Below are 15964 nucleotides of genomic sequence, written 5' to 3' on the forward strand. Positions count from 1 at the left end.
GCTTTTATGGAGACCACCGGGCATCACACTCTCAATGATTTGTTCGCCCAGCTGGGGCTGGCTTCAGAGGATGCGGAAATACATGAGTTTCTGATCACTCATTACCTGCATCGGCATGAGAAATTGTCCGCAGCATCTTTCTGGACCGAGGGGCAGCGACAATTTCTCGAGAGTGCCATAGAAGAAGATTCTGACTGGTGCGTCGCAGTCGATGAGCTGGACTCACTGCTGCGTCATTAATCCGCCGTGTCACTGGCCAGTTGTCCACCCCTGCGCTGTATCCCATAGGTTATACTACGCCGAATTCAACCGATTAAGCCGGGGGAACTCCCCCGGCCGCGTAGCGATACCCGATGGAAAAACCTCGTTTTCGAGCGGCCCTGCTGCACCCCCGATATTGGCCGACCTGGTTGTTGTTCGGTCTTTGGTTCCTGGTGGCTCAACTGCCCTATCGCTGGCAGCTGGCAATGGGACGCAGTTTTGGCCGAGCAATGCTCAGAATGGCCAAGAGCCGCCGCACCATAGCCGAGCGCAACCTGGCCCTGTGTTTTCCCGAGCTCGGTGATACCGAGCGGGCAAACTTACTTATCCGCAATTTTGAATCCAGTGGCATCGCGTTAATGGAAACCGGTATGGCCTGGTTTCGCTCAGCGCGCTGGTTGCGAAAGCGATGTACTTTCGAGGGCCTTGAGCAGTTACAGCAAATCCAGTCTCAGGGGCAGGGTGTGTTGTTGATGGCCATGCACTTCACCACTCTGGAGATGGGGGCGGCCCTGATGGGTATGAGTATTACCCTGGATGGCATGTACCGGCCCCATAAAAATCCGGTTTATGACTATATGCAACGCAAAGGACGCGAGCGCCATACAGGCGGTGGCAGCGTTTATCAGCGTAAGGATGTGCGTGGAGTATTGCGCGCCCTGCAACATGGTCGGGCGGTCTGGTATGCTCCGGATCAGGACTATGGGATTAAGCAGGGTGTTTTTGCGCCTTTGTTTGGTGTACCTGCAGCGACCGTCACAGGGACTTCGCGATTTGCCCGTGTGGGGCGCGCTAGGGTTGTGCCTTACGTGCTTACCCGCCTGGATGACAACTCCGGTTATCGCCTCAAGGTGTACGATCCCATCGATGAAATTCCTTCCGGTGATGAACTACAGGACGCGATTCTGGTCAACCGCTTCATCGAAGCGCGTATCCGCGAGGCGCCCGAGCAGTATATGTGGGTTCACCGCCGCTTTAAGACCCGTCCAGAGGGCGCAACCAATGTCTATGAAGGTGTGCGCAAGAAGAAAAAGAAGCGCAGGAAGGTAGCGAGCTAGTGGCACTGGCATAGATTCTGCGCCCTAAGTAACATACCAGTTCGACTTTGGCGGTGCTATTCCAGGCCGAGCGCAATAAATAAGGAGAGAGGATGTTTACCGGCAGTATGGTGGCCCTGGTCACCCCAATGTTTGCAGACGGAAGCTTGGACTGGGACAGTTTGCGTAACCTAGTTGACTGGCATATTGAACAGGGTACACGTGCACTGGTGGCCGTGGGTACCACAGGAGAGTCCGCAACCCTCGACGTTAATGAGCATGTTGAGATTATCCGTCGGGTTGTTGATCAGGTCGCGGGGCGTATTCCGGTAATTGCCGGTACTGGCGCCAACTCTACCGCAGAGGCGATCGATCTAACTGAAGGTGCCGCCCGCTGTGGTGCCGATGCCTGTCTGTTGGTGACGCCCTATTACAACAAGCCGAGCCAAGAAGGTTTATATCAACATCACCGCGCTATCGCCAAGGCTGTGCCGATTCCTCAGATTCTATACAACGTGCCTGGTCGCACAGCCGTCGATATGTTGCCAGAGACAGTTCAGCGCCTGGCATCAATTGGTAATATCGTTGGGATTAAAGAGGCCACCGGTGACCTGGAGCGCGCTAAAGTTTTATTGGATACCTTGCCAGAGGGCTTTGCACTCTACTCTGGTGATGATAGTACTGCCATGGAACTGATGTTGATGGGCGGCCAAGGTAATATCAGTGTCACTGCCAATGTGGCCCCAGCGGCAGTGGCTCAGATGTGTGAGGCCGCACTGGCTGGAGACGCCGTGACTGCACGGGCAATAGACCAGCGTATTCAAATATTGCACAAAGTTTTGTTTTTGGAGTCCAACCCGATACCGGTGAAGTGGGCTTTGCGGGAGATGGGTCGTATCGATGGTGGCATCCGCCTGCCGCTGACCAGTCTCTCGCCCGAGCATCATGCTACAGTGCGCGAGGCTCTTCGCAGTGCCGGCGTACTATAAACCTGCGAATCGTGAATTAACCAGGAAAGCTTTAATGAACAAATTGACCGTTGGAGTCGCGCTTTGTATTTCTAGTCTCAGCCTGGCGGGTTGTGGTGTGTTCGGCAACGATGGCTATTTTCGCGATCGCAGTAACGATTACCAGCAGGCGGACAGCCTGGCGCCGCTGCAGATTCCAGAGGGTATCAACGCCAAACACCAGGAAGAACTCTACGAGATTCCACAGATCGCCGGAAATGGCTTAGAGGATGGGGACTTTGAAGTGCCTCGTCCACAGGCACTATCGGTCAATGCGGGGCTGGAGCGGGTAAAAATTCAGAAGCTGGGCAACAGCCGCTGGGTATTGATTTCCCAACCCCCCGAAGAGGTTTGGCCCCAGCTGCACTATTTCCTGCGCACTTCCGGGCTGACCGTGGAGATGTCTGACGCCAGTGCCGGTATTATGGAAACCGCCTGGATGACATTTAATGAGAGCCCCGATACCAAGGATAAATATCGCCTGCAGATAGAGACTGGTGTTCAGCCGGACACCACCGAGGTCCACGTGCGCCACTTATCTGTTGCGGTGGATGCTCCTGTGGGGGGAACGGTCAACTGGCCACAACTCTCAAGCAGCCCGGAGCGCGAGGGCTGGATGATCGATGAGATGTCCACCGCCCTGGCCACAGATGCCTCCGGAGCTTCGGCCTCTCTGGTGGCCCAGGCCATAGGTGGTAGCTCTGTAAAGGTGCAACTGCGTGAACCCGTAGGTCACGAACCCTATATTTCCATGGGGCTCGAGATGGAACGTGCTTGGGCTACCGTTGCCCACGCTGTGAATGCCGGCGCTTATCGTCTGCATCGCGAGGATTCCGATATCGGTCTTTTCTACGTTACCTACGATGAAGAGCGCGAGTTGGCGGAGAGTGAAGAGGATGATGGTGGCTGGTTCTCCTGGGGAAAGAAGTCCAAGCAGGACGATGAGCTGGCCGAAAATGCTGACCAGATAACCCTGCAGCAGATCCTTGCCGGTATCGATACCTCTGAGGGTAGTGAGCCTGCGTTGTTCAAGGAAATCAAAGGCTTGGGTGTCGGCTCAATTCCTGAGGGCGGCTTCCCTGGCTACTTAATTGTGATTCGGGGTGGTGACGATGAGATCGAAGTGCGTATCCGCGATACCCGCGGTCAGCCTCTCTCGCGTAACAAGGCCTCCCAGCTACTGCTCTCTATTCAGCAGAACCTGATTTAATAATGGGTCTGCGCTTCGCCTCACTGGGAAGCGGCAGTAAAGGAAACGGTACATTGGTCGCCAGTGGCGACCAATGTCTGTTAGTGGACTGCGGCTTTACCATCAAGGAAACCGAGCGACGTATGTCTCGGCTCGGTATGTCTCCGGCTGACCTCGCTGCGATACTGGTAACCCACGAGCACAGCGACCATCTCTCCGGTGTCGCCCCGCTTGCGCGCAAGTATGGCCTGCCGATTTACCTGACTCCAGGGACTCTTCGCGCCCGTGATATCGGCAAGTTACCACAGGTGCACTTGATCGAAGGGCATCAGCCTTTCCTGATTGGGGATATTCAGGTGACACCTGTCGCCGTGCCGCACGATGCCAGAGAAGCTGCACAGTATGTATTCCGCAGTCGAGGGAGTAGTTTGGGCTTATTGACCGACTTGGGCACAGTAACGCCCCATGTGGAATCCCATTTTGCAGGTTGCGATGCACTGGTTCTGGAAGCCAACCACGACCCACAGATGCTGGCCCAGGGGCCCTACCCCCCCTCTCTGAAGCGGCGTGTAGGTGGTGCCTATGGGCACCTGAGTAACCAGCAGGCTGCGGGATTTTTACAGCGTGTGGGTTATGAGCAGCTGCAGCATCTGGTGGTCGCGCATATTAGCGAAAAAAACAATACTCTCGAACTTGCTCGTTCGGCTCTGGCAGAAATGGTGGAGAGTGTCGAGAACTGCATTTTCGCCTGTCAGCAGGAAGGGTTTGACTGGCTCACCGTTGAAGCCCGTGAGTAATCGGCACTCGGGTGCCACCTAAATTTCCTCTCAAAAAATAGTGATAACTCACAGGCCCAAGGGCGCTGCGGTCAGTGCTAACGGTTGTTTAAAGGATAGTGACTGGATGGAAACCTTACTTATTTACTTGTTAGTGGGGGCTGCGGCAGGGACTATTGCCGGCCTCTTTGGGGTGGGCGGTGGTTTAATTATCGTGCCGGCCCTAGTGCTGGTTTTTACTGCCATGGGTATCTCCCCGGACATCCTTACTCATATGGCGGTGGGGACATCTCTCGCAACCATCATCATTACTTCTATCAGCTCAGTGCGCGCACATAATAAAAAAGGTGCGGTGGACTGGCGCTTGTTTGGAATGATGACTCCGGGGATTCTTATTGGCTCCTGGCTTGGCGGAATGACAGCAGATTGGTTGTCTGGGGCCTGGTTACAGCTGTTAATTGGCGTCTTTGCTATCGTTATCGCCATTCGCATGTGGCTGAGTGGCTTGCGGCACAGTGGGGCGGAGGAGGGTGCCGGTATTTTACCGGCAGCCCCCATATTAGCTGGCGCAGGTGCAGTGATTGGTTGGGTTTCGGCAATCTTTGGCATTGGTGGTGGTTCGCTCACCGTGCCATTTCTGTCCCGTTGCAAGGTGCGGATGCAGAGAGCCGTTGCTACATCCGCAGCTTGCGGTTTGCCCATCGCCATTGCGGGAGCTCTCAGCTTTGCGGTGCAGGGTTGGGGGAACACTCTACTGCCAGACTGGAGCAGTGGATTTATCTACTGGCCTGCCTTTTTGGGGATTGTTGCGACCAGTACGATCTTTGCTCGCTTCGGCGCTAATCTGGCCCACCGCCTACCGGCAAAGTGGTTGAAGCATGGATTTGCAGTGTTGCTTTGCGTTATTGGTGGACGTTTCATTTGGCTGAATAGTGGCTTACTGGCTCTGTGAAGTAAGGTTGCTCAGGTCATATTGATCTGAGCTTTTGGCAAAGCGCAGTTATGGGGTGGGTGCTTTGTACTCTCCCTGTTGCCCGTAACCCATCCTAGTCACACAGGGTGACTAAACTGAAGCAACATGGAAATGTTGCTTGTTTATTTATTACTCGGTGCTGTTGCAGGTACCGCGGCAGGCCTCTTGGGGATTGGTGGGGGGCTGATCATTGTTCCTGCTCTGGTGCTGATCTTTTCCGCGACGGGTATTTCTCCCGAAGTGCTGACCCATATGGCTGTGGGTACTTCTCTAGCAACCATTGTTATTACTTCAATAAGCTCGGTATGGGCTCACAATGCTAAGGGCGCGGTCGACTGGCATCTATTTTGGGTTATGACCCCTGGGATACTTGTGGGATCTTGGTTGGGCGGCGTGACTGCGGACCTATTGCCTGGAGCCTGGCTACAACTCCTGATCGGTGTCTTCGCCATAATTATGGCTGTGCGTATGGGCGTGAGTGGCTTGCGTACAGCTTCCCAGAAGGAGAGTGATGACCGCTTACCTGGCTCACTCCCGCTGATTTGTTCGGGGGGGGTAATTGGTTGGCTCGCGGCCATTTTTGGTATTGGCGGGGGGGCGCTGATTGTCCCCTATCTGTCGCACTTTGCTGTCAAAATGCAGCGGGCAGTGGGTACCTCAGCGGCTTTTGGTTTGCCTATTGCCATCTCTGGTTCGCTGAGCTTTGTTGTTCAGGGGTGGGGTAATAAGTTATTGCCGGACTGGAGCAGTGGTTACATCTATTGGCCGGCTTTTTTAGGGATTGTTCTTACCAGCGTGCTCTTTGCCAAGCTTGGGGCTAACCTGGCGCATAAGATATCTGCCAAGCGATTGAAACTTTGCTTTGCCTTATTGCTCTGCATTATCGGTATTCGATTTATTTGGCAGAACTTCAATTTATTAATTGGGCTGAGCTAAAGCTACTGACTGCGTATTGATTGCCTGGCTCGGCGCCAATTAGGTTCGCCAAGCTTTATTTATCCCAGAGAGGAGGGAGGCCAAAAATAAAAAGGCCGCTGTAAAACAGCGGCCTTTTGGTGCTATGGTGGTTCTTCTTAGCGGATACCACACATGCCTTTTTTCAGCAGCGGTGAGATAACAATCATCAATGCACCGACACCCAGGCCCCACCACATCAGATACTCATACAGGTTGGTATAAGTCGCCAGAGTGGAGGCGAGATCAGTTGCTCCATCCTGGGGAACAGCTGCCATCTTACCGATACGGGTTGCAACGGTTTCTGACAGGGCTGTTGCCAGGAACCAAGTGCCCATACTCACACTGACCACTTTGCCAATGGACAGCTTGGTCACGGCGGACAGACCAACAGGGGAGAGGCACAGCTCACCAGAGGTGTGCAACAGGTAGGCGAGCACCAGCCAGATCATTGCTACTTTACCGGCCTCTGTGGGGTATGCAGCACCTAGCACCAAGGCGCCGAAGCCCAAGCCAGCTTGGATAATGCCCAAACCGAATTTCACCGGTGTACTTGGTTCCCATCCGCGCTTGCCCAGCCAAACCCACAGGGTTGCGAAGGGAATGGCCAGCAGCATGATAAAGCCTGCGTTGAGTGAGCCAAACATGGAGGCGCGTACTTCACCGTCGCCGATGGAGCGGTCCAGTACACGGTCTGCATACAGGGTCATAGAACCTGCGGACTGTTCGAACAATGCCCAGAAGACGATAGTAGAAGTAATAAGGACCATCAGTACAACGGTGCGTGAGAACTCCTCACTATAGTGGCGGACAAAGCCGTAACCAATAAAGGCTACCAGAGCCAGCAACATGCCGCCCAACCACAGGTCGTCGCCATTGAAGGCCCAAATCAGGCCAAGGCCGGCAGAGAGAGCTGCCATACCAATGGCGACAACATCTTTACTCTTATTGTCTTTGTACAGCATGGAGAACAGGATTAGGCCGACGATTGCGACGATCAAGAGGCTGTTCTGAGCCAGGTGCACCATGGGCTCACTCTGTACCAGGTACCAAACCAAACCAAGAGACAGGATGGCGCCGAGGTAAACAGCCCACTCTTTATTGATCGGACCAAGCGCCTTTTCTTTCAGTACTTCCGGACGGCTCGGTTCTGCCAGGCCGTCAAGGTATTTTTGGCCCCAAACAAAGGTGATCAGGCCGAAGACCATACCGATACCGGCAAGACCAAATCCATAGCCCCAACCGTAAGTTTCTCCCAGCCAACCGCACAGCAGGGTAGCAATAAAGGAACCTACGTTGATGCCCATATAAAAGATGGTAAAGCCGGCATCGCGGCGGGAATCATTTTTCGGATAGAGTTGGCCGACAATGGTGGAAATATTGGGCTTCAAGAAGCCGACTCCCACGGTGATCAGTGCCAGGGCCATAAAGAAGACTTTGAGGGCCACCACATCCTGAATAATTACGTTTTCAGTCAGGGTGGTCCCTGCCGCAATCACGCTGCCATCATTCAAAGTAATGGCTTCTGAAAGAACTGTACCTGCCGCATAGGAGATAGCCTGATGGCCTTCCACAGCCATTAACAAGTGGCCTAGACACAGCAGCACACCGCCAAATAGTACGGCCTTGCGCATACCCAGGTAGCGGTCGGCCAGCAGACCACCGATCAGGGGCAGGGCGTATACCAGGCCGGCATAGGCGCCGAGTACGTCGTAACCCGCGCTATCGGTAAAAAGGTGATACTTGGTGAGGTAGAGTAGGAGTAAGTACTTCATCCCATAGAAGGAGAATCGCTCCCAAAGCTCTGTAGCAAAACAGATATAGAGCCCTTTCGGGTGGCCGAGCAATTCGCCCGAGCTCGGAGAGGCCGCCGTTGTGACGTCCGCGACATTAGAAGACATAGAAGTTCCTCTGTCTGTAATAGTTATTGGGGAACCTCCGCTAGCCACTCTCCCGGAATAAGGGGCGGGATTGATTGGGCTGCTTCCAGAGCTTCCAGTACAGCCGACAGAGTTTACCAGCTGTCTAAATTGCAGGCGAACCGTTGTGGAACAATTTAGAGAAATGGTAATCAGGTGCTTCCATCGCAGCGTGATAAGTGGTAAATCCTGCGTAACATGGAATTTTAAGGGGAAAATAACAATGAAAACCCTATTGCTGCTAAGTCTGCTCCTGTTCTTGAGTGCATGTGCGAGGCTACCGTCTGGTCATATTCAGCCAATTGACTTGGAAAATGCCTTGAGCGGTGAGGCTTTGCTGGGCAGAGCGGTCTCCATGGAGGAGTTGCCGCAAGAAGATCTTCTGGGGTTAGACTCAGATATACGCGCTTATTTGAAAGAGTTAGCTCCAAATGCCAGCCCGCAAAGTCGTTTGGCAGCCCTGATACGGGCCTTTGAGCTGCGCGACTTCACTGTGGAGTATGATGAAAGCGCTACCTTAACAGCCATGGAAACCTATCGGCTGGCACGGGGTAACTGCTTAGCCTTCACTCTGATGATGGTGGCGATGGCAAGGGAATTAGGGGCTGAGGCTTCCTTCAATCAGGTAGAAGTGCCTCCCGTCTGGAGCCACGATGAGGCTGAGACCTTCGTCGTTTACAGACATGTGAATATGGTATCGGAAAGCTCCCGCGGTCGTCGTGTAGTCGACTTCAACCTTGCCGTTTATGACCCTGCTTACGATCAGCACATCCTGGATGATACGACGGCTTTTGCTCTCTTCTACAGTAATCGCGGAGTTGAGTTGATGCGTGAAGGGGAGAGAGAGCAAGCTTTCTTATATCTGCGCAAGGCGCTGGAGCTGCGTCCACAGAGGAGTGATTTATGGGCTAATCTGGGAGCCATGTACAGCCACTACGGCTTTCTAACCGAGGCGCAGCATAGTTACCAGCAAGCTCTGCATTTAGAAAGCAGCAACCTTGTTGCAATCAGCAATCTGGAGCGCCTCTATCGATACAACGGCCAGCAAGCACTTGCCGATGAATATGCCAAGCGTGCCCGCTACCACCGGGAACGCAATCCCTATTATCTCTTCTACCAGGCACGGGAGGCCTATGAGCAGGGAGACTTTAAGCGTGCCGAACATCGTTTGCGCAAGGCTGTATCGCGTTATGAGGGTGATCATCGCTTCCACTTTCTGCTCGGGTTGGCCAGATATCAGCTTGGGGAGATGGCGGCATCAAGGGAGAGCTTTGAAGAGGCCTTCTCGTTGGTGACTAGTCCCTCAACAGTCAACGCCTATCAGCGAAAATTGCATCTGATAATGCAGAGTGAGTGAGGGTTTTTGTTACTTGTAATTAAGTGTTAAGTACAAGGGCGTACTAAAATTCAATGCTAAATTGCTAAATTGCTAAATAAAGAAAGGGGCCAGATTGGCCCCTTTCTTATTTATTGACTTGCGAGATTCGCTAATTAGAACTGGTAAGTAACACCAGCCCAGGCATAGCGGCCCTGATAGTCGTAAGTGGCGTTCCAGTTGCTACCAGAAGTAGTGGCTGGCTCACGGTCAGTTACGTTATCAATACCGGCAGTCAAACGCATAGCCTCGTTCACATCCCAGCCGGCCTTCAGGTTCAGGTAGGTGTGGGAAGGCATGTCCAGATAAGGGCTGTGGCCGTCGCCAATATACTGAACGTCAGCACCGAAGTCCCAGTTATCGGCATACCAGGTTGCACTGGCAAGGCCACGCCACTTGGTGTATGCATCACCAGTTGTACCAATGTAATCTACGTTATCTGTAGTTTGTTTGGTTTGGGAGTCGTATACATCGTACTCAAGCAAGTGTGTTGCTTGAGCACGCAAAGCCAGCTTGCCAGTATCGTAGTGGAAGTTCTGGACGATATCGATATCTATACCACTGGTATTGATTTCGCCAATATTCTGCAGAGAGCCTTCCAGGTGGACAATTTGACCGGTGCTATCACGTCGTACCAGATCTTCGCTACATGCAGCGGCTATACCTGAGCGATAGCAGTCATCAAGCAGCTGTTGGAGATCTGTAGAGGTGATTGCATCTTTGATCTCTACATTGAAGTAGTCCAAAGTAATGGACAAATCTTCAGTAAAGGCCGGAGTCCAGACAACACCTGCGGTAAAGCTGGTAGATTCTTCCGGCTGTAGGTCCTGATTTCCGCCGATATTGGTAGCGATCTGGTTACCTGCCTGTAGGAAGCTGGAACTGAGATCGCCGCAGTGGTCTCCTTGTCCCTTAGTGTTGCTTTTACTGGTGTCACAGGGGTCAATTAGAGTTTCGTAGCTTTGTGCGGTGCCGCTATAAAGTTCATAAATGCCCGGTGCACGGAAGGCCGTGGACAAGCTGGAACGGAAGCGCAGATTTTCAGTTGGTGCGTAAACTGCGCCTAACTTGTAGGTTGCTTGACCACCAAAAGTATCGTAGTCAGAGTAACGCACAGCTGCATCAACAGATAATTCGTCTGCGTACTTAGCACCAGATAAGATCGGCAGGTTGAACTCAGCAAATACCTCGGTAACTGCAAAGTCGCCAGAAGTAGCATCCTGCTGATTGCTGTAGGTCGCGCCACTTTGGGTTTCAGCACTTGGATTGAACTCACCAGATTCTTTACGGTATTCAATGCCACTAGCAAAACCTAAAGCACCACCTTGAAATTGAATTGCTTCAATATCACCAGTTAAGCTGGCGCCAAAATTGAGCATTTCATATTCATTATCTTCACGGTCGGTGTAGCTGATGTAATCGATGACTTCATCACTCATTCCACCGAGGAGCTGAATATTTTCTTCAGCAATACCGCTCGTGCCATCAAGGATCTGCTGCATCAGCGTTTTATTGATGGAGTTACCAACAGTATTCTCCCCTTCGTTCTTGCCGTAGCTCACGAAAGTATCCCAGCCCCAGCCATTAGCTAGGTCGCCGCGAAGGCCGCCAAGAATACGATAGGTTTCTGTCTGCTGTTCAGAGTCTCGGGTGCCACCTGCAACCGGACGCAAGCGGACATCGGTTAGTCCTGCTTGCCAAGAGTCACCATGAGATGCCTCCGGTTCACTAGGCTCCAGATCTTTCGGGCTGCCCTGAGATTTCCACTCAGCAAGCGCGGCGTTATAGGCGGCCAATTCAATTTGATAGGCGTCCTCAGCTTCCTGCCAAGCATCAGCAAGTTGGGCCTGAACTTCGGCAGGTAAGTTATCAGAAGTTATTTTTAGCCCATTGCTATTGTACATGGGCTGGGCTGCCAGCTGCTGATTGGTAGTCTTGCTGGTATAGGAACCCTCACCATAAAATTCAATTGCATCTGTAATGGAGAAGGTACCGCTGCCAGTAAAACTGGTGCGTTCCATGGCTCCGGATAGCCACATGTACTGGCCGATATCATAGTAGGAGAAGGCCCCTAATGTCTTCCCATCACTATCTACACCAAATTTACCATAGTCGGTATAGATGTTGCCGGTTGGTGACATGGAGCTTTCTAATCCAGCCCAGTCACGGTCTTTAAATGTGATTTCATCGCGTTTGCTATGGGTAATGTTACCGATAAATTGCCCGCGATCGAATTCTTTACCAAAGGTAATAGACAGCTCACCATTCTCACCGCCGCCGGCTTCAGTGGCACCTGCACGGGCGTTAATGCGAACACCGTCGAAAGAATCTTTTAGAACAACGTTGATTACACCGGCAACCGCATCAGAGCCGTATACAGCGGAGGCTCCGTCGGTAAGAACTTCGATGCGGTCGATCATATCAACCGGGATATTGTTCATATCTACGGCAGAAGCGACACCAGAGCTAGAAGATACGAAACGGCGACCATTAACCAGCACTAGGGTACGGGCAGAACCCAGGTTACGCAGGTCCACAAATGACAGACCAGCACCACCGTTGTTGTCGTTGGCATTGATACCTGTTGTTCCCATGGATGGCAGCTGGTTGAGCAGCTCATCAATGGTGCCTACACCAGAGCGCTGGATAGCTTCAGAGTCAACCAGGGTAATGGGGCCGGTAGTGGATAGTGGGTCACGAGCAATGCGGGAACCAGTAACAACTACTTCCTCAACCTCTGGTCCGGGAATAGATTCCTGGGCGAAAACGCCAGAGCTGGCGATGGTGCCCAGTGCTGCAATGGCAACGCTCAGTTTGGTCTTGATCATAGTGGAACCTTTTTATACTTAAGGTGCTTTTATGGCTATAAGTTTTAATTAAGATAACCTGTCAAATATGACTTTAAATGAAAATCCTGCAATATGGAACTATTGTGACAGCTTACTAGTCCGATTTAGCATGAATTGACAGCATCAGCCACTGATCATTTTGGCTGAATTTTGATCTTGTTAGGCTCGATATATCGCTTTGTGGTTGTTTTTTGTAAGTTCGTTGCTCTCCCTGGCTTATCGCTAATAAATTAATTTTTTTAAGATTAATCTTGACCAGCCAGATGTAAGTCATGTTTGTGTAAGTACATTACATTGTTAATTGAGGTTGGCAGGTGGCTAGCTAAGTTCTGTTTTGTTCAGTTAGTGGGTTTAGGGAGGGGGCTTTCATCTAGATGAGTGGTGATGCAGCAGTTTACTAGTTGAGTGGCTAACTGGTACATGTGGAAAAAAAAGCCCCGCAAAAGCGGGGCTTTTCATCTAAGCCTTGGGGGCTTAGTACTAACTGTACACAGTTATCAGGAAATTAGAATTCCTGAGAGAGGCGCAGATAGTAGGAACGGCCGAACAAGCGGTAGACGGAGGGGTCAGTGCTTGCGTTGAAGCCTGCATCAATATACGGAGGTTCTTCGTTGGTCAGGTTAGTGATACCGAAAGAAACGCGTGTATTAGTTTGGGAGAAGTTATACGAAGCCGCTAAGTCGTGATACAGCTGGTAGTCAATTTTCTGGGTGTAATCAGAGTATGAAGCATCCGCTTTAATACCGCTGATGTATTCACCTAGATAAGAAACTGAAAGGTCATTCCAGTACCAGTTTACGGCATAGTTAGCTTTGTCTTCTGCGTAGGTCTCTGAATCGGAGTTCATTGTACCAACGTAGTCTTCGGTATCTGCTCCAGCAAAGGCCACACGGCTGTTTTCCAGCTGGCGAACCCACAGTAAAGAGGTTTCGAAGCGGCCAAAGTCTGTATCGAAGCCGTAGCGAATCTCAGTATCTACACCCTTTGCAGTCAGAGAGGCCACATTGAGGTAGGTATCTTCAAGGTATGCAATGCTGTAATCATTATTGCGGACAATCAATGAGCAAGCATCGGAGTTTCCGTTCTGATAGCAATCATCCAGAATGAACTGAGCGCCAAGATTATCGATCATGTCGTCGAGTTCGGTCTGCCAGTAATCCAGGGTAAGAGACATATCACCGTAGGGGAGTTCAGGCGTCCATACAAAACCAACGGTAAATGTATCACCAGTTTCTGGATCGAGGTTCTCGTTGCCACCTACACGCGCCAGTACTTGAGTGTCAGTCTGAGGTGCGGTTTGGGCACAGCCGGGAGACTTACCAACATTGGCAGAGTTACAAGGGTCATCATATGAGGGGAAGGAGTCGGTTACGCCGCGGTAGAGTTCTATGATACTTGGAGCACGGAATACTTCACCCTGAGTGGCTCGGAATTTTAGACCATCGATAATCTGAGCTTCCAGGCCAACTTGATAAACAGTGTTAGCGCCGAAGGTGCTGTAGTCATCCCAGCGAACCCCTAAGGTCATGTCGAGAGACTGAGTACCATTGTCGTACAGAGGGGCAAAGAATTCTGCAAACAAGGAGTTAACATTGTAACCACCTTCAGTTCCGGCTCCAGTATTACCCGTTACTTCATCAGCTACTTTCGCTGAATCTGGCTGGTACGCGTAATGTTCGCGACGATACTCATAACCAAATGCGGAGCCCAAGGTACCTGCTGGCAGTTCGAACAAATCGCCAGTAATTGAGGCCATGAATTGATCTTGCTCGGTAGTGGTCTTGTCGACGACTACAGTGCCCACATACGCCAGCATCTCGTCAGTGAGTGAGCCAGCACCACCAAATAAATCGATTGGTACACAGCCCTCAATCAGAGTTTGTGGGTTGTTAATATCTGTATAGCATTCTGGAGTCCCATCTCCGTCAAGGTCGGCGGAAGGACCCATTGCTTTAGATAGATTAGGCCCATAAAACTGACCAAAATCCTGATCTGATCGTTGGCGGTATCCCTTGTTGTAGCTAACTTCCCAGTCCCACTCTTGGATAGAGCCGGTCAGGCCTGCGATGGCTTGGAATTGAGAAATTTCCTGCTCGAAACGACGGTCGGATTCAACTACCCGGCGGCGAGCATCGATAATGGGCATGTCAAAAGGATTGTAAAAGTTATCCTCAGAGATTCCGATATAGGATGAGGCTTCAACCTCACGGCCGGCACTTTGGTCGTCAGTGTAAACCCAGTTTGGATCGTCATCGGTACCAACATTCACTTCGCGAAGTGGGTTTCCGGTGAGAGGGTCAACTAGAGTATAGAAGCCATTGTAGCCTGGATCGCCGCCTGAAGCGTAAGGTTGAGGAGCAAGCTGCTGTGCTGAAGTGCGTAGATTTGCGCGGAACTCAGAGTAGAACTTGACGTTATCTGTAAGATCGAAGTTAGCTTCAGTAAAGATATTCACTCGCTCATAAGGAGTCTGAATATAGTTTACCGGGGCATAATTATAGCTACGGCCGTCAAACTCAACGACGCCATTGCCCGCATTCATAAATACGTCGGCATGATCAAAGGTAGGATTACCTTGGGAGGCTACAAACTTGCTGTTTGCAACAAGATCGCCATCATCGTTAGTTATGTAATTAATATTTCCTGCGTGATCCACTAATCGAGCTGTATTAGCGGTACCATCCCCATTGAGGTCAAAGAATCTCTGAGTCAAATTGCCTCGCTGCAGGCGACCTTCAGGGATACGGGAGGAGCCAAGGGGGAAGCCACTGGTTGCCCCATTTGCCTCAAACTCGTCACCATCCAGAATGTAGTATGAATTCTGGAAGTAATCCCAGGGTACATCTGACTGGTAAATTTCTTTCTGCTTAACGTACTCAGCCCCGAAGACTACGTTGCCGCCATCAAATGACTTGCCGGCAAGGAAGCTAAAGGACTGCTGACCACCAGCATCAGCTTCAAATGAGTCAGAGGACTGAATGTCGAGTTGAACCCCTTCAAAGTCCTTTTTGGTGATAATGTTGACAACACCGGCAACGGCGTCAGCGCCATAGGCTGCAGATGCACCATCTTTGAGGATTTCAACACGCTCGATCATCGCCGCAGGGATGGTTTGGTAGTCACCACCATCAACGGTGCGCTTGCCATTAACCAGGGTTAAAGTGCGAACTACGCCCAGGCCTCTCAGGTCAACGTTTACTGCACCAGAACCGCCATTGTTAGTGGTAGTACCAATTGGGGAGCCAGACATGGCGGGCAAGCGTTGTAGCAGGTCGCCAACGTCAGTAATGCCGGTAGCCTGCATATCTTCTGCAGTAAGTACAGTAACCGGGCTGGAGCTGTCCAGGTCAGCACGCTTAATGCGCGATCCGGTTACGATTACTTCTTCTACCATTTCCGCGTCTTCTTGGGCGAAAGCTGGCATAGTCGGAACCATGATCGCTGCCACGGTGAGGCCCAGCGCCCCTTTTACGGCTGCGGATAGGAGGTTCTTTTTCATTGTCAATCCTCTCTTGATCGTTGGATTTATAGTCTTTTGCCATGAATGGCGATCGTTAGAAACGGGTACCCCCAAGTAGCCGCTTCTCTCCCAACATACTCAAAGACGGTTGGCATCAAGAACCC

At 51.5% G+C, this 15964-nt stretch carries 11 protein-coding genes; 8 read left to right on the top strand and 3 right to left on the bottom strand.

Features of this window, described 5'->3' with window-relative positions:
• Positions 1-6 precede the first annotated feature (6 nt).
• From ACJJIB_RS05190 to ACJJIB_RS05220, 7 genes are all read left to right on the top strand, one after another.
• Positions 7-240 carry a DUF2789 family protein gene (locus ACJJIB_RS05190; RefSeq protein WP_252084665.1) on the top strand — a complete coding sequence of 78 codons (234 nt, stop codon included), beginning with the start codon at positions 7-9 and terminating at the stop codon, positions 238-240.
• 113 nt (positions 241-353) lie between these two features.
• On the top strand, positions 354-1319 hold the full coding sequence (lpxL, locus tag ACJJIB_RS05195; protein ID WP_252084666.1) for an LpxL/LpxP family Kdo(2)-lipid IV(A) lauroyl/palmitoleoyl acyltransferase: 966 nt from the start codon (positions 354-356) through the stop codon (positions 1317-1319).
• Positions 1320-1411: 92 nt separating this feature from the next.
• Positions 1412-2287 (top strand): 4-hydroxy-tetrahydrodipicolinate synthase, encoded by an 876-nt coding sequence (dapA, locus tag ACJJIB_RS05200; protein ID WP_252084667.1) that lies wholly within the window; start codon positions 1412-1414, stop codon positions 2285-2287.
• Between the two features lie 34 nt (positions 2288-2321).
• Positions 2322-3515: an NlpB/DapX family lipoprotein gene (locus ACJJIB_RS05205; RefSeq protein WP_252084668.1), complete on the top strand. Its 1194-nt coding sequence runs from the start codon at positions 2322-2324 to the stop codon at positions 3513-3515.
• A gap of 2 nt (positions 3516-3517) precedes the next feature.
• Entirely contained in the window at positions 3518-4291 is a 774-nt protein-coding gene (locus ACJJIB_RS05210) for an MBL fold metallo-hydrolase (RefSeq protein ID WP_444883845.1), read from the top strand.
• A gap of 106 nt (positions 4292-4397) precedes the next feature.
• Entirely contained in the window at positions 4398-5222 is an 825-nt protein-coding gene (locus tag ACJJIB_RS05215) for a sulfite exporter TauE/SafE family protein (RefSeq protein ID WP_444888076.1), read from the top strand.
• Between the two features lie 132 nt (positions 5223-5354).
• A complete protein-coding gene (locus tag ACJJIB_RS05220; protein WP_444888077.1) occupies positions 5355-6179 on the top strand; it encodes a sulfite exporter TauE/SafE family protein in 825 nt (274 codons plus the stop codon).
• A gap of 137 nt (positions 6180-6316) precedes the next feature.
• Here the strand turns inward: ACJJIB_RS05220 and ACJJIB_RS05225 are convergent, their stop codons facing one another.
• Positions 6317-8098, bottom strand: a complete 1782-nt coding sequence (locus tag ACJJIB_RS05225) for a peptide MFS transporter (RefSeq protein ID WP_252084672.1) — start codon at positions 8096-8098, stop codon at positions 6317-6319.
• Between the two features lie 241 nt (positions 8099-8339).
• Between ACJJIB_RS05225 and ACJJIB_RS05230 the strand changes: the two genes are divergently transcribed.
• Positions 8340-9473: a tetratricopeptide repeat protein gene (locus tag ACJJIB_RS05230; protein WP_444888078.1), complete on the top strand. Its 1134-nt coding sequence runs from the start codon at positions 8340-8342 to the stop codon at positions 9471-9473.
• Positions 9474-9607: 134 nt separating this feature from the next.
• Here ACJJIB_RS05230 and ACJJIB_RS05235 read toward each other — a convergent pair whose 3' ends face one another.
• Both ACJJIB_RS05235 and ACJJIB_RS05240 read right to left on the bottom strand, forming a co-directional pair.
• Positions 9608-12319 carry a TonB-dependent receptor plug domain-containing protein gene (locus ACJJIB_RS05235; protein WP_252084674.1) on the bottom strand — a complete coding sequence of 904 codons (2712 nt, stop codon included), beginning with the start codon at positions 12317-12319 and terminating at the stop codon, positions 9608-9610.
• Between the two features lie 526 nt (positions 12320-12845).
• Positions 12846-15839 carry a TonB-dependent receptor plug domain-containing protein gene (locus ACJJIB_RS05240; RefSeq protein WP_252084675.1) on the bottom strand — a complete coding sequence of 998 codons (2994 nt, stop codon included), beginning with the start codon at positions 15837-15839 and terminating at the stop codon, positions 12846-12848.
• Between the last annotated feature and the right edge of the window lie 125 nt (positions 15840-15964).

The organism is Microbulbifer mixtoriginis (SeqCode) (genome assembly GCF_052467705.1).

Coding starts and splice junctions, on each gene's coding strand:
- ACJJIB_RS05190 (WP_252084665.1), top strand. CDS start 7: ATGGAGACCACCGGGCATCACACTCTCAATGATTTGTTCGCCCAGCTG.
- lpxL (WP_252084666.1), top strand. CDS start 354: ATGGAAAAACCTCGTTTTCGAGCGGCCCTGCTGCACCCCCGATATTGG.
- dapA (WP_252084667.1), top strand. CDS start 1,412: ATGTTTACCGGCAGTATGGTGGCCCTGGTCACCCCAATGTTTGCAGAC.
- ACJJIB_RS05205 (WP_252084668.1), top strand. CDS start 2,322: ATGAACAAATTGACCGTTGGAGTCGCGCTTTGTATTTCTAGTCTCAGC.
- ACJJIB_RS05210 (WP_444883845.1), top strand. CDS start 3,518: ATGGGTCTGCGCTTCGCCTCACTGGGAAGCGGCAGTAAAGGAAACGGT.
- ACJJIB_RS05215 (WP_444888076.1), top strand. CDS start 4,398: ATGGAAACCTTACTTATTTACTTGTTAGTGGGGGCTGCGGCAGGGACT.
- ACJJIB_RS05220 (WP_444888077.1), top strand. CDS start 5,355: ATGTTGCTTGTTTATTTATTACTCGGTGCTGTTGCAGGTACCGCGGCA.
- ACJJIB_RS05225 (WP_252084672.1), bottom strand. CDS start 8,098: ATGTCTTCTAATGTCGCGGACGTCACAACGGCGGCCTCTCCGAGCTCG.
- ACJJIB_RS05230 (WP_444888078.1), top strand. CDS start 8,340: ATGAAAACCCTATTGCTGCTAAGTCTGCTCCTGTTCTTGAGTGCATGT.
- ACJJIB_RS05235 (WP_252084674.1), bottom strand. CDS start 12,319: ATGATCAAGACCAAACTGAGCGTTGCCATTGCAGCACTGGGCACCATC.
- ACJJIB_RS05240 (WP_252084675.1), bottom strand. CDS start 15,839: ATGAAAAAGAACCTCCTATCCGCAGCCGTAAAAGGGGCGCTGGGCCTC.